This is a genomic window from Nocardia anaemiae NBRC 100462 (assembly GCF_001612725.1).
Taxonomy (GTDB): Bacteria; Actinomycetota; Actinomycetes; order Mycobacteriales; family Mycobacteriaceae; genus Nocardia; species Nocardia anaemiae.
The window spans coordinates 1-14,258 of record NZ_BDAZ01000065.1; the positions used below are offsets into that span (position 1 = coordinate 1).

Here is a 14,258-nt window from a genome sequence, read left to right on the forward strand (position 1 = left end):
GTCCAGCTGATCGCCGAGTCCAGCTGATCGCCGAGTCCAGCCGATGGCATCGGCCACCCCGAACGCGCCATCGAACTTGGTCGTAGCGACGAGGCCAGAGCCCTGCGGGTGACGAGGCCACCGAAGTTCGCATTGTGGTCGCCGGTGCCCGCATGGGCCATACGACCAGGCCGTAGTCACCCTGCAAACCTCGAAACTCGATCCCTCCCGGAGGGTCAGCGGCGGATGGTCGGTGAGCGCACACGAGGCCTCGGCTCGGGATGACGCAGGGTGACCTCGATGGTGGGCGCGTGCGGGGCGCGGGGTGGTGGGGTGGGACGATTGCCGCGTGCCTGCTGTCCGTCGTCTTCCCGTTGTGGCGGATCTGACGTTGGTCACGGCAGGGGCGATGACGGCCAATGTGGCGGGATATCTGCTGCAGATGCTGGCCAGCCGCTGGTTGGGGGTCAGCGGATACAGCGAATTCGCCAGCCTGCTCGCGGTGCAGCTGTTGTGTGCGGTGCCCGCGCTGGCGTTGCAGAACGTGGTGGCCAGGGAACTGGTGCGCGGTGCGGGCGTCGCGGTGCTGCGCGGGTTGCAGTGGCGGTGTGCGGTGATCGTCGCGGTGGTCGCCGCGGTGCTGGTACCGGTTGTGACGACAGCACTGGATGTCGGCGTAGTCGCCAGCGCGGCCGCCCTCGGCGCGGCCCCCGCCTTGGTACTGCTATCCGGTGAACAGGGAATCCTGCAGGGCAGCAGGCGTTTTCGAGCCTTGGCCGTAGTGCTGGGCGCGGCCGGAGTAACGCGCGTCGTCCCGGCGTTGGTGGTCCTCGCGGCGGGTGGCGACACAGCGCCCGCATTGTGGGCCGCCGCGATAGGAATCGTCGTCGCGGCCGCATTCGCCCGCGCCACTGCGGGCTCGCCCCTCGCACGCGTTCGCGCCCCTGTGACGGATCGGTCGCCGGACGTCACCTCACAAGGTCCGCCAGGTGGCGCTGCCGCCGAGGCGCCGATGCCTGGATTCGCGGTCGGAGTGTTGCCGGTGTTGCGTGCGGCGCAGGTGCAGGCGGCGTTGATGGCATTGTCGTCGGCGGATTTGATCGTCGCGCGGATCGTCTTGGACGAGGCGGATGCGAGCCGGTATGCGCTCGGTGCGATCGCGGCGAAGATCGCGTTCTGGCTGCCGCAGGCCGTGGGGGTCGTGCTGTATCCGCGGATGGCGCAGCCAACGCATTCGGCGCGGGCGATCCGGGATGCACTGGCAGTGCTGTCGGGCATCGGAATCGTGGCGGTATTGGGCGCTGCGTTGGCGGCACCGGTCGCGCCCTTGTTCGCGGGACAGGATTACGCGCCGATCCAAGGCCTGCTGTGGTTGTTCGCCCTGCAAGGAGCCATACTCGCGGTGCTGCAGGGTGCGTTGCTTTCGGCGATCGCGGTGGACCGCACCGCCCTCGCCGCGGTGACCTGGCTCGGCCTGGTGGCCGAGGTGGTGCTCATGACCTGCTTCGCCCGCTCGGTTCCGGCGCTGATCACCACCGCCCTCGGTGTCGCGGCCGCTACCACCATGTTCGTGGCGGTGATCGTATTGCGTACCGCCGACCGCGCCGGGACCGCCGAACGTATTTGACCGAAGCACAATCGACGCGGGGACGACAGAACACCCATCGCGCAGCCGTCCGCTCACCTAGCATCACCAGCATGATCACCGCTGTGCACACGCTGGTCTACGCGGAGGATCCGGACGCGGCCCGCGCCTTCTTCCGTGATGTTCTCGGCTGGCCGAATGTCGACGCCCACGGTGGCTGGCTGATATTCGGAACGGGGCCGAGTGAGCTCGGGGTGCATCCTGCTGATGGGCCGCCGCGCCATGAGATTTCGTTGATGTGCGATGACATCGAGCAGACCATGGCGGAATTGGGCAGTCGTGGGGCGCAATTCGTGGGTGAGATCGCCGAGCGGAGTTTCGGACGCTGCATCGATATGAAGATTCCCGGCGCGGGACTGATGCTGCTGTATCAGCCGTCGCATCCCGTCGCCTACCCGTTGGCGCCCTGAATCAACCCAGGCCGAAACGAACTCGGCTCCCCGACATAACGCCGGGGAGCCGAGTAGCGGAACTAATTGTCAGAGATTCTTCTGGATCCGGATCTGCTCGGTCGGAGCGTCATCCCCGCCACGACCCGGCCCACGCCGACCCGCACCGACCGGGGCGGACTCGCCGCGGATACCCAGGAACACACCGGCGACCACGGCGATGACACCGAGCACACCGAGCACGATCGGCATGATCCGGCCGTACAGCGACAGCTTGTCGATGTTCTCCTTGGCCACCGAGATCTGCGATTCGATGGTGTTCTCGTCGAAGACCAGGTGCGACTTCAGCGCGGTGACGTCCGGGTGGTCGCCGCTGCGCGCGTAGTACAGGTGGATCTGCTCGCCACCCTTGACCACGGTGCCGGTCTGCGGCTCGACCCACAGGTCGCGGGTGTCGGTGTAGAAGCGGGTCATGGTGACCGGGTCGTCGCCCTCGAGGCCCCACTTCGAGGCGGGCAGGCTCAGCTTGTTGGACGGCGACTGGATCACGTCCCACAAGTTGGTCACCGGCACCGACATCTGGAAGTGGTAGACCTTCATATTGTTGATCTCGGCCTCTTCGATGAACTTGGCGTCGTAGGACTTACGCGCATTGACATCGAAGTACGGGTAGCTCTTCTTCTCGGTGCCGATCGGGAAGCGGTACTGCAGACCGGTGTGCTGGACCGGGTCGGCGATGCTCTGCATGTCCTTGTTCACCGTGACGGCGATGGAGCCGTTGGGGTCCTTGGCCACCGGCTCGCCGGACTTGCGGTCGATGGTGACCCGGTCGACGGTCGCGGTGAGCAGGCCGGTGTCGCCCTGCTTATCGATGCGACGCAGGGTCTGACCGGCCTGGACGGTCATCTCGGTGGCGTCGGAGGGCTCCTCGACCGTGAGGAACCGCTGCGAGATCAGCGGCACATTGGTGTCGACCTTGGCTGCGCCCTCCGGTGCGGTCAGCGATTTGGAGTCCAGGACCAGGCTGTCCTCGCCCGGCTGGTTCGTCGCGATGGTGGTGATCTCAAGATCGAGTGGAGTTTTCGCCAGTTTGCTGACGGTGTAGGTCGGGATCATCACTGCTGCGACGATCAACAACGCGCCCAGACCCACGAGCAGGCAGGCCACCGTCCTTCTGGTTCCGGCACTCAGTGCCATGCAAACTCTCCTCGTCGTAGAACACAGGTCTGTGCGGCGAGTACTGCGGGCGCGCCGCGGCACTCGTGAGCCCCGACACTAACAGCCCGATGTCGTACCATGCGCTGCCGAGGCCGGATTCGACCCAGAAATCGCCCGAGTCTAGCGCGAAATCTGAAACGGTGGGTTACCAGCTGGTAGAGGATCCGGCAGACTGGAGTTCGATGACCGCAACCCTACCCGCACCGACAACCGACGCACCCACGCGCACACGCGGTTTCGTGCCCGCCTTGGAAGGTATGCGCGGCATGGCCGCACTCGGCGTGCTACTGACCCATGTCGCATTCCAGACCGGCGCCGCGAATACGCCTGTGCTGGGGCGGATTTGGGAACGGTTCGATATGGCGGTCGCGGTGTTCTTCGCGCTGTCGGGATTCCTGCTGTGGCGTCCGCACGCGCAGGTGGCGCGCGGACTGGGGACCGCGCCGACGGTCGGCTATTACCTGCGGCATCGGGCGGCGCGCATTCTGCCCGCGTACTGGGCTGTGGTCGTCGCGGTGCTGATCCTGGTGCCGAGTGCGGCCGATACCGCTGGCCTGCGGGTATGGCTGTCGAATCTGGCGTTGACGCAGGTTTTCGTGCCGCTCACGCTCACCGATGGACTCACCCAGATGTGGAGTCTGTCGGTCGAGGTGGCTTTCTACGTTGTGCTGCCACTGCTGGCATTCGCGGCGGTGCGACTGCGTGGCGATGCCGCGCGCTGGCGCGTCCCCGCGATCATCGGGCTCGCGTTGGTGAGCCTGGGCTGGAACTTCATTCCGGTGCCGACTCCGGACGCCATTCACGCCGACAATTGGCTGCCCGGATATCTGCCGTGGTTCGCGGGCGGCATGTTGCTCGCCGAGCTCGTCGACAATAGGGATCTGCTATCGCCGAAACTTCGGCTGCTGGCCAATCAGCCGGTGATGTGGAGCATCGCGCTGGTCGCCTTCCTTGTCTCGGCCACCGATCTGGGCGGTCCGGCCGGGCTGACGCGGGCCGAGCCGTGGCAGTACGCGGCGAAGATGGGTTTCGGGGCGATCATCGGTTTCGCGCTGCTCGCGCCGCTGGTGCTGCGCCCGCCCGGCGCGCGTCCACATCGCTGGCTGGAATCCGGGGTCGCCGCGATGATCGGCCGCTGGTCCTACGGCATCTTCCTCTGGCATCTCGCGGTGCTTTCGGTGGTGTTCCCGGTTTTCGGAATCCTGCCGTTCGGCGGCAATTTCGTAAAGGTGCTCATCCTGACGATCGCGATCACCCTCCCGATCGCCGCGGCCAGCTACGCACTCATCGAGGAACCGGCGCGCCGGTTCGCGCGTGACCGCGATCGTGCCAAGGCCGCGCGGCGGGCCGAGGTGAGTTGACCGTCGTCAGTCGAGCTGGCGACGGATGTCGAGCAGATGGTGCCGCAGCTCGTGCAGGGTGTGCAGGGCCAGCCAATGCAGCGGACGTTCTCGAGGCTCGGGGAAGGTGAAAATGAGCGTGCGGTCCCAGTCCGAGGGGGCCAACCGGTCGAGGACATTGCTGAAGAGCAGCGCGGCATCCTCGAGTTGCCTGGCGACATCCGAGGGTCGCTGATCGGCATATCCGTCGTGTTCAACGCGTTCGTCGCGCCCCATCGGCTCCGGTGCCGGTGTATCGACCCGGCGAGCAAGCAGCACCCGTTCTCGTTGGGCGAGCAGCACATCCCGTACATGGCAGGCATATTCCAATGGTGACCACACCTTCGGCGCGGGGCGCTGCCGCAGGCCATGGTCGTCACCGGCGAGCAGTTCCGCGTATTCCGCCGCGCGGGCCCTGGTCAGCGCCGACACCTCGGGAACCAAGGCCGAGTCGTACTCGAATCCACACTCCGCGCAGTCCGTCATCTGGTCGAGGGTATTCCCTCAACGATGTTCACGTTGGGCGGGTAGAGCCGCGATGCCGAGGGCGATCACCGCGATCAACGCGGGCAGTTGGACCCACAGCGAGCCGCCCATGTATCCGTTCGCGGCGCGCCATGGTCCGGTGGACAAGGCCGCGGCGGCTGCCGCGGTACCTAGACCGGCAACGGCCGCAAGGACTTTCGACCTCACCTGCACGGCGAATCGGTTCGCGGCGAGTGCGGCAACAGTGAGTACGGTGCCCACCGGCCCGGCGATGATCGTTGCGACAGTGGCGATTCCGAGTGCGCCGATAATGCGATTGCCCCAGGTGGTAGGGGCCGACGCGCCGTCAGGGATTTGCTCGGCCGCGTGCGCGTCGGCGTCGGCGCGGCCGCGCGTACCAGGTGGATTTGCGGTGGCGTCGGTGCCCGCGGGTGAACGCGGCTCCGGGGCAATGGTTGTCGGGATCCCGCGCTTGCGTGGGATGGCGAGCAGGATCAGCGGGATGAGCAGAAGCAGGCCACCGAAGATGCTGAGGCGGTACCAGCGGTCGATGGGGAATGAGACGGTGATGGGCTTCGATCCGGCGACGTAGTCTTCCGGGAGCAGCCAGCCCTGCTGCCAGCCGTTGACCACGACCGGTTCGAGTACTTTGCCGTCGACAGTGCGCGCCTTCCAACCGACATTGGTGCTCAGCGGCAGGACCAAAAGCTGTCCCGATGTCATGGGCGCGGCGACAGGGTTGAAATCGGTGCGGTTCAGGCGAAGTCGGTCGACGAAGAACAGATCCGTCGGCGCAACCGTGACATCCGCGCGCCCTGCGGACAACGCGACCGCGTCGGTGGATTCGAGACCGGTGCCAGCCGCATCCGGTGCGGGGGCCGCACTCGGGAGGGTGGGGTCGGCCGAACCGAGACGGGCATTCCCGGCGAGCTCGGGCGGAAGTTCCGAATCGGCACAGACGCGAGCGGGAACCGGTGCACCAGAGCGCAATTCATCAGCGGTCGCGGTGACGGAGGTATGCACGAAGCGCCCACCGAGCGCAATCGTCGGCCCCTTCGCACACGGGACGGTGATCAGTCGATCCCCCGCGGCGGGCGCAGGGTAATCGGGGCCGAGTACCGATACCTCGGCGAGACCAGGCGGCTGCGTCTGGGCGAAACCGAGTGCGGTGCGGTCGAGTACCGGCTTCCAGGTCTGAATGCTCAGTTCGATGCGGTCGGTCACGGTTGGCTGCAACGAGACGCGGGTCGGTTCGCCCGGTTCGATCTCGCGAACCTGTGGACCGTTGCCGAGGTTTACCACTATCGAAACAGGTGCGGCGGGCAGCTCACCGAGCGACGGCGTCACGTCCAGCCCCGTCACCAGTGCCGGTTCGGGCAACTCGAGGGTGAGAGTCGGTTTGCCGCCCGCCAGATTGCGTACCGAATCCTCCGGTGCGGTCCAACTGGTGCGCGGATCCCCATCGGTCGCGGCGAAGGCGGATCCGCGCAGGTCACCGACATCGGCCTTACCCCGGGCAACGGGATGCGTGTGGTCGGTGAGCAGCGCTTCGAGCGCCGGGCCCTGTCGAGTCCGCACGGTCAACTGCGGCGTCACACGCACCGGTTCCGGCACCGAAAGAGTCCGTTCGAACGTGCCGGGCTCCTCCGGTGCCAGCGCGAGTCCCTTACTGCACCGCACCCGGTCCGGCGCATCGAAACACGCACTGCGCCCGGGGAATTCCTGTCCGAGATCCCAGGCCCGCACCTGCGCGCCCGCCGGGGTGGGCGGCAGTACGGTCCGATGCCGAATATCGACCCGCACTGGCGCGCTGCGGTCGGTGTAGTCGTCCAGTGTCAGCTCGCTGATCCCGAATTGCCCGCCGCGGGTACCGTCCTCGGTGCGGATGGCGGTGATGGTGAGCCAATCCGTCTTACCCGCTGGCAGCGAAATCGACACCGGCATACCAGGTTCGGGGATGCGCGCGGAAACGCTCCCGTTCGCGGTCCGCACCTCGACCCATTTCACCGGATCGCCGATCGCGGCCGCGCTGGTGGTCAACTGCAGTAGCCCGGAGCTGATCGGATGGTCGAGATCGAGCCGAAGCCATTGCCCCAGTGCGTGTTCAGCGCCGTTGCTGATCCACGCGGTCGACGGATCGCCGTCCACGACCGCGGCGGTCGAGCTGCCTGGCGCGGATCCGCCCAGCTGTGTGGCGTCGGCGGCGGAACTCGATGCGGTGATCGTCGCCCCCGACCATTCACCGCGCACCAATTCCGCACCGGGAACCGGATAGTCGGGCACCAGATTGTGTGTGCGGCGCGCATCGTCGGGAGCGCGCAGCGCCGAATTGTGATTGTCCACCCGACCGAAGTCGGCCTCCCGGTCCATCGGCGTATCCGTCACGGTCAACGGCCCGATCGGCAATCCGGCCGCGGACACGTCGGACGCGAGGAGTGTCGGCGCGGTCGTGCCGTCACGGCGCATCCGTTCGAGCACTTCCGGACCGCCCTGAACCGTCCCGACCGAGGTCATGGGCACCGTGTAGGCGCCGGGGAATGTTGTCGGCGCGCCTGTGCCGCTGCGAATTTCGATCGGTGTGCCCGCGGGCGATGCCTCGACGCGATATATCTCGACCGCCGGATACGCGGGGCGCAGATCACCGTCGGCGACCAGACCATCGGGCCGGACAGTCTCGATCGGGTTACCGAATTCGGCGACTTTGTGCAATCCCGGGGACCCGTCGATCGCCTGATGCGCCAACATCGGCCGGGTCGAACGCGACGTCTCCGGATCGAGATCGTTGCGCAACACCAGAATTCCGATGCCCTGTTCGGTCAGCGTCGCGGCGAGTCCGGTCGACGGCCTGCCGTCGGCAATCAACCGCTGTACCGAATCCATGGCCCGGATGGTGCCCGGCGGATTCAGCGGCACCGCGTCCCGGATCGCCCACGGCGTACTCGCGAGCGCCTGCAGTGGTTCGTCGCGGGTCAGCCCCCACACCTGACTGCCGAAGGGCGCGCCAGGCACGACCAGCGCTCGGGTGTCGGAGGCATGGTGGGACAACCACTGCGCCGTCTGCTTCCAGTACCCGGGCACTTCGTCGTAGGCGCCGCGCGGTGCGAGCTTCCCGGTCCAGGCCAGTGAGGTGGACAGTGTGAGCGCGGTGAGGATCAAGGCGGCGACGGCGACCGACTTATCGCGTTCGGGATGCGCGAAGGCATTGCGCCACACCGGCATCGGGACGGACGCGGGCAACGGCACCCGGCTCAGCAGATGAGCCAGGCCGAGCACCAATGGAATTCGAATCAGCGGTTCAAGCTTGTGCACATTGCGCAGCGGCGCACCCCCGGCATCCAGGAACACTCGCACCGAATCCGCGAACGGCCCGCTCAGTTCACCGACGAATCCGGCACAGATCCCGACCAGCCCGACCAGCAGGATCAGCGCGAACCGCCCGCGATACGGCATGGAGCGCATCGCCAATCCGGCCATACCGGCGGCCGCGAGCAGCCCGGTGGCCAGCACCGCGGCGGGTTGGGTCACCAGCACCGCGCCCGCGATTCGCTCCGGTGAGACGAACGGCGTCCAACTGTCGGTGCCGCGCAGCACCTCCCCGAGAGACGCCCACTGTGTGGTCACCCCCGAGGATTCGATGTAGTCCAGGAACGGCGGACTCACCTTGCCAAGCAACAGCAACGGCACCGCCCACCAGAAGGTGGCCAGCACCAGCAGCGGAATCCAGGCCAGGGTGAACCGCCACCAGCGCCGGTCCGGGCGATACGACGCCCACCACAGCAGCGCGGGCAGAAACGCGGCGACCGTCGCCACCGCGTTCACCGCCCCCATCAACGCCAGTGCCAGCGCGCTACCGGCGGGCGAGGCCGCACCGCCGCGCCGGTTCCGGTAGGCGGTGCCGAGCGCCGCGGGCGCGAGCAGCACCCACGGCGCGAGCACCATCGGCAGCGTCTCCGAGGAGATCGAACCGAGCGTGGTCAGCACCCGCGGTGACAGCGCAAACGCGGCCGCCGCCACCATCCGGGACCCGCGCGAGCCGATGCCGAGCGTTTCGCAGAGCCGCACGATGCCCCAGAACCCGGCGAGCAGCAGCAACGCCCACCAGATCCGCTGCGTCACCCACGCGGGCAGGCCGAGCACATGTCCGGCCGAGAAGAACGCGCCGTGTGGAAAGAAGTATCCGTAGGCCTGGTTCTGCACCTGCCCCATCGGGGCCTGACTGCTCCACAGATGGGCGGCGCGTTCGAGGAAACCCAGCGGATTCTGCGCCAGGTCGTATTTGGTGTCGGCGACCGTCAGGCCGGGCGCCTGGAGAAAGGTGAGCAGGAATGCCGCGACCACGGTCCCCACGAACCAGCCTCTGCCCAGCGGGGCGAAGTCATGCTGACGCGCCGCGCCGGAGGAACCGAGCGAATCGGTAGCCGAAGGCTGTGTTGAATCTGCGGCGCTCACCGGCCCTCCGTGGTTATCCGGGCTGCCGCCTACGGGCCTATCGCCCGCACCTCGCGGGATCAGCGGCTGCCGTACTCAACGTTGTTGAGTAGCGAGGAGGTGGAGTCGGTGCGCTCGATATCGGGCCGCGTGTTCTGCTGCACTGCCATCGTGATGACGAACACCGCGATCGCGCCCAATACGGCGCCCGCGACCGCACTCGCAACACCAGGGACAGCAAACTTCATCGCGGCACTCCAATACATCGATGCAGGCACATTCTGGGCCAACCTAGCAGGGCCGCGCGCGATCACCTACGTTCAGGCCACCGATAGCCGAAGCGAATAGCGGGGCGCGGGTCGCTCAGCTCGGAATCGCGCAGTGCAAACTGCCGAGCAATGTGCGCAGCTTGGCCGTGGTCTCGTCCAACTCGGCATGCGGATCCGAGGCGGCCACGATGCCGCCGCCCGCGAAGGCCCGCAGCGAGCGGCCGTCGGCGGCGATTTCCGCGCTGCGAATCGCGACCACCCATTCGCCGTCGCCGTGCGCATCGCACCAGCCGACCGCACCGCCGTAGAAGCCGCGCTCCTCTTCTATGCGCGTGATCGTGTCGAGGGCGAGATCGGTCGGCGTGCCACAGACCGCGGGCGTGGGGTGCAGCCGGATCGCCAGGTCGAGCGCGGTCGTCGCGGGATCGCGTAGGCGGCCGGTGATCGGGGTGGCCAGATGCCAGACCTCATGGGTATTGATCAGCTGTGGGCCGTCCGGAATGGTGAGTTCCGCGCAGACCGGCGCGAGCACCTCACGAATCCAGTCGATCACGAAAGCATGCTCATCGCGGTTCTTGGTGCTGGCCAATAACTCTCGCGCCTGCGCGGCATCGGCGTCCGGATCGGCGAGGCGGGGCAGCGTCCCCGCGAGCGGATGCAGCGTGACGGTCGCGCCGTGCCGTGCGACCAGCACCTCGGGGGTGGCGCCGACCAGCGTCGCACCCGGCCGACCGGCGGCCGTCAGGTCGACCGCGAAGACATTCGCATGTGGATGCCTGGTCAGCAGATGTCCCGCGACCAACTCCGGTTCCAGCGCGCTGTCGGCCTCGGCCAGCACCGATCGGGCGGCCACGACCTTGCGCAGCGGCTGCGCCGGATCGTTCAGCTGCTCGACCAATTTCGTCACCCGCGCGACATGCTCTGCCGGACTGGGCATTTCGGTGATGACCCGAACAGCGGGCAGGTCCGGCAGCGCTGCGGGCCGCCACGGTCCGACCGTGCGTTGCGCCCGCTCGGGAACGCACAGCGCGGCCGAATTCCGGGGATCGAACGGCAGGGCCCCGACGATCAGCTCGGCGGTCCCGTCGCGCAGCGCCGCCACCGCCCGCGCCGCCTCGTCGAAGGTGACCCCGGTCCCCGACGCGCGGATCACCCCACCGGGCTGAGCGAGCAAGAAACCGTTCATGATCCCTCGACCCTAACCCCGCAAACCGGGAGCAGAGCCCCTGAGCGACCCAAATCTCAGCGCCGCGGTTCCTTACCGGGCGGCACCATGAGCACCGGACGGTGGCAATGTTTGAGTACCGCGTCCGCGACGCTGCTGTGCATCAGCGCTCGAATGCCGGTGGCGCCGCGCGTGCCCGCCACGATGATGTCGACGTCCAGGTCGTCGGCGGTTTCGACAATGGCGTTCCAGATCGTCGATGTGCATTCCGCCGTGCGCGCCTCGGCGTTCAGACCGGCGAGTTTGGCCAGGCGGACGCCCTCGGTATTGATATTGCGGGCGTCGACGTACGCGACATCCTCGATCTCCTCGTCGGGAACCCATTCCGGCTGCATCACGCCGGAGAGTCCGGACAGCCGAGCGGCCTGGCGCACCATCGGTTCCCAGGCGGTGAGCACCACCGCTCTGTTCGCGGCGAGGAACCGACCGGCGTATTCGATGGCCCGCTTGGCATTTTCGGAACCGTCATAGGCAATGAGCATGAGATCGCACGGCACGATGACCTCCAGTTGGGAGTCATTTGGCTACGCCACAACATTACTCCGGACAACCGCGTCCCGAGGTATTGCCGCGCGCGGATAATCTGCTGCGGGAACGGATTGAACGGCGAATAACCGACCGGGCGCCACGGACCAGGAGCGGATATGCCCGATGCGAACGAACTGGTGTTCTTCGGCAGGCACGAGATCGACCCGCGGACGTTGCTGTTCTATGAATGGCGGCAGCGGCTCGAATCGGGCTATCGGGTGGCCGAGTTCGAGTCCGAGGTGCGCGCCTCGGTCGCCGCCGAACATGGCGAACCTGCCGAATGCTGGTCGGTTTTCGACCGACTCGAAAATACCGAACGCGATCCCGACTGGGCTTATGACGAATCCGAAACCGCGGCACCGCGGTCGGTAATGCGGCCGGTCGGGCCGATACCCGAGCTATTCGAGCGGATCCACGGCGGTTGGCTCGGGCGCTGCGTCGGCTGCACGCTGGGTAAGCCGCTGGAAAACGGATTCGTCTGGACTCCCGCGCGAATCCGCGGCTATCTCGAGCGGGCCGATGCCTATCCGCTGACCGACTATGTGCCCGCATTATTACCGCCGTCACCGGAATTTCCGTTGAATCCGACCTGGCCGGTTTCGGTGCGGGGCCGAATCGACGGTGCACCGCGCGATGACGATGTCGATTACACCGTGCTCGGATTGCAGCTATTGGAAACGTGCGGAGCGAATTTCACGCAATCCGATCTCGCGGACGCCTGGTTGGCGCATCTGCCATTTCTGCAGACCTACACCGCGGAGCGGGTCGCTTACCGCAATCTGATCGCCGGACGAAAACCGCCGCAGGTGGCCCGGTATCGAAATCCGTACCGCGAGTGGATAGGCGCGATGATTCGCGCGGATGTCTACGGCTATGTCAACCCGGGTAATCCGGCGCGTGCCGCAGAACTGGCCGCCCGTGATGCGGGGCTTTCCCATACCGGCAACGGTGTGTACGCCGCGATGTGGGCGGCCGCATTGGTGGCGGCGGCCTTCACCGCCGACGGTATTTCGGATGCGCTTTCGGTTGCCCAGCAATGCATTCCGGAACGTTCGAGGTTGCACGTCGCGGTCGCCGAAGTGATCACCGACCATGACAGCGGCATGCCATGGGAGCGGGCCATGGAAGCCATTCACCGCCGCCACGACCACTACAACTGGGTGCACGCCATTCCGAACGCCTGTCTCGTCACCGCTGGATTACTTTGGGGCGCAGGTGATTTCACCCGAACCATCGCGCTCACCGTGCAGGGTGGTTGCGATACCGACTCCAATGGGGCGACCGCCGGTTCAGTGGCCGGAATTCGCATCGGCGACCATGGCATCCCAACCCACTGGACCGACCCGTTCCACGACCGACTGCACAGCGCGGTCTTCGGCCACGACGGCAGCCGGATCTCCGAGCTGGCCCGCCGGACGCAGCGACTGGCCACTAGCCGTACCTGAGTCGGACCGGCCGGACCGTGCCGATTACCGTGGACTCTCATGCGGAAGACGCCTCTCGTCCTGCTCGCAATCCTGGCCGCCGTCGCGACGGCGTGCTCGAACGGTGACTCCGGCCCCGCGCCGTCGAAAGCCGCGACTCCCGCCGCGACGACCGGTTCCCCGGCTCCGGCCAGCACCACCGCCAAAGGCGACTGCGGCGCCGATTACCTGGCGAAACTCACCCTGCGCGAGAAGCTGGGGCAACTGCTGACCGTCGGTGTCACCGGTGCCGACGACGCCACTAATGTGGTGCGCAATTCGCAGGTCGGCGGCATTTTCGTCGGCGGCTGGACCGATAAGTCGCTGCTGGCCGACGGCCTGATCAAACAGGTCAAGTCCGCGGCCAAGGTGCCGCTGCTGGTGACCATCGACGAGGAGGGCGGCCGGGTCTCCCGGGTCAAGGACCTGATCGGCCCGGCCCCGTCGGCGCGGGTGACCGCCCAGACCATGACCGCCGAGCAGTTCCACGACGCCACCGTGACCCGCGGCCGCGCGCTGAAGGATCTGGGCGTCACGGTGGACTTCGCCCCGGACGTCGATGTGAGCAGTCAGCCCGACGATTCGGTCATCGGTGACCGGTCCTTCTCCGACGATCCCGCGGTGGTCACCGAATACGCCGACGCCTATATCCGCGCCATGAACGAGGTCGGCGTCGGCACGGTGATGAAGCACTTCCCCGGCCACGGTTCCGGCTCGGGCGATTCGCACACCGGCGCCGTCCGCACCCCGCCGTTGTCGCAGCTGCAGACTGTCGATCTTGTGCCGTTCCGCAATCTGGTCGACTCCGGTGCCGCCGTCATGGTCGGCCACCTCGACGTACCCGGCCTGACCACTCCCGATGTCCCCGCCAGCATCAGCCCGCAGGCCATGGCACTGCTGCGCGATGGGACCGGCTACGGCGCGGCCCCGTTCCAGGGTCCGATCTTTACCGACGACCTCGGCGGCATGGCCGCCATCACCAGCCGGATGAGCATCGAGGACGCGGTCGAGGCCGCGCTGGTCGCCGGTGCCGACAATGCCCTGTGGATCACCACCGATGCGGTGCCGCGGGTGCTGGATCGTCTCGAGCAGGCGGTATCGAGTGGACGCCTGTCCGCCGAGCGGGTCGACGCGTCGGTGCTGCGGATGGCTCGGTACAAGGGCGCGCTGCCGTCCTGCTGATCTGCCTGTCGTATGTTGTACAGCCGCCTTATCGCCGGGCACCCGTAGTATTCCTCTGCTGGACAGC

General features: G+C 67.1%; 11 protein-coding genes. 5 read left to right on the forward strand and 6 right to left on the reverse strand.

The features are described 5' to 3' along the window. Positions 1-328: 328 nt before the first annotated feature. The gene (locus NA5_RS31145; protein ID WP_371856473.1) at positions 329-1,606 is read left to right on the forward strand and encodes a polysaccharide biosynthesis protein; all 1,278 of its coding nucleotides are present in this window, start codon (positions 329-331) and stop codon (positions 1,604-1,606) included. A 71-nt stretch (positions 1,607-1,677) separates the two neighbouring features. Then, positions 1,678-2,034 carry a VOC family protein gene (locus NA5_RS31150; RefSeq protein WP_062992522.1) on the forward strand — a complete coding sequence of 119 codons (357 nt, stop codon included), beginning with the start codon at positions 1,678-1,680 and terminating at the stop codon, positions 2,032-2,034. 69 nt (positions 2,035-2,103) lie between these two features. Here NA5_RS31150 and pgfA read toward each other — a convergent pair whose 3' ends face one another. Then, positions 2,104-3,210, reverse strand: coding sequence for a cell envelope lipid trafficking protein PgfA (gene pgfA / locus NA5_RS31155; protein ID WP_062992524.1), 1,107 nt, complete (start codon positions 3,208-3,210; stop codon positions 2,104-2,106). A gap of 203 nt (positions 3,211-3,413) precedes the next feature. On the opposite strand from pgfA, the gene NA5_RS31160 reads away from it, so the two are divergent. After that, entirely contained in the window at positions 3,414-4,592 is a 1,179-nt protein-coding gene (locus tag NA5_RS31160; protein ID WP_062992607.1) for an acyltransferase family protein, read from the forward strand. 6 nt (positions 4,593-4,598) lie between these two features. Here NA5_RS31160 and NA5_RS31165 read toward each other — a convergent pair whose 3' ends face one another. The 5 genes from NA5_RS31165 to NA5_RS31180 form a co-directional block, all read right to left on the reverse strand. Continuing rightward, positions 4,599-5,096: a DinB family protein gene (locus NA5_RS31165; protein ID WP_084484558.1), complete on the reverse strand. Its 498-nt coding sequence runs from the start codon at positions 5,094-5,096 to the stop codon at positions 4,599-4,601. 18 nt (positions 5,097-5,114) lie between these two features. Beyond that, on the reverse strand, positions 5,115-9,461 hold the full coding sequence (locus NA5_RS31170; protein ID WP_218020198.1) for an alpha-(1->3)-arabinofuranosyltransferase: 4,347 nt from the start codon (positions 9,459-9,461) through the stop codon (positions 5,115-5,117). Between the two features lie 143 nt (positions 9,462-9,604). Continuing rightward, entirely contained in the window at positions 9,605-9,772 is a 168-nt protein-coding gene (locus NA5_RS39730) for a DUF2613 domain-containing protein (protein ID WP_084484560.1), read from the reverse strand. A gap of 115 nt (positions 9,773-9,887) precedes the next feature. Further along, positions 9,888-10,979, reverse strand: coding sequence for an isochorismate synthase (locus tag NA5_RS31175; RefSeq protein WP_062992526.1), 1,092 nt, complete (start codon positions 10,977-10,979; stop codon positions 9,888-9,890). A gap of 56 nt (positions 10,980-11,035) precedes the next feature. Beyond that, entirely contained in the window at positions 11,036-11,515 is a 480-nt protein-coding gene (locus NA5_RS31180) for a universal stress protein (protein ID WP_062992527.1), read from the reverse strand. Between the two features lie 147 nt (positions 11,516-11,662). Here NA5_RS31180 and NA5_RS31185 point away from each other — a divergent pair, with 147 nt between their 5' ends. Beyond that, entirely contained in the window at positions 11,663-12,991 is a 1,329-nt protein-coding gene (locus NA5_RS31185; protein WP_218020197.1) for an ADP-ribosylglycohydrolase family protein, read from the forward strand. A gap of 39 nt (positions 12,992-13,030) precedes the next feature. Continuing rightward, positions 13,031-14,191, forward strand: coding sequence for a glycoside hydrolase family 3 N-terminal domain-containing protein (locus tag NA5_RS31190; protein WP_062992536.1), 1,161 nt, complete (start codon positions 13,031-13,033; stop codon positions 14,189-14,191). Positions 14,192-14,258 lie beyond the last annotated feature (67 nt).

Coding starts and splice junctions, on each gene's coding strand:
- NA5_RS31150 (WP_062992522.1), top strand. CDS start 1,678: ATGATCACCGCTGTGCACACGCTGGTCTACGCGGAGGATCCGGACGCG.
- NA5_RS31190 (WP_062992536.1), top strand. CDS start 13,031: ATGCGGAAGACGCCTCTCGTCCTGCTCGCAATCCTGGCCGCCGTCGCG.
- pgfA (WP_062992524.1), bottom strand. CDS start 3,210: ATGGCACTGAGTGCCGGAACCAGAAGGACGGTGGCCTGCCTGCTCGTG.
- NA5_RS39730 (WP_084484560.1), bottom strand. CDS start 9,772: ATGAAGTTTGCTGTCCCTGGTGTTGCGAGTGCGGTCGCGGGCGCCGTA.
- NA5_RS31185 (WP_218020197.1), top strand. CDS start 11,663: ATGCCCGATGCGAACGAACTGGTGTTCTTCGGCAGGCACGAGATCGAC.
- NA5_RS31175 (WP_062992526.1), bottom strand. CDS start 10,979: ATGAACGGTTTCTTGCTCGCTCAGCCCGGTGGGGTGATCCGCGCGTCG.
- NA5_RS31165 (WP_084484558.1), bottom strand. CDS start 5,096: ATGACGGACTGCGCGGAGTGTGGATTCGAGTACGACTCGGCCTTGGTT.
- NA5_RS31160 (WP_062992607.1), top strand. CDS start 3,414: ATGACCGCAACCCTACCCGCACCGACAACCGACGCACCCACGCGCACA.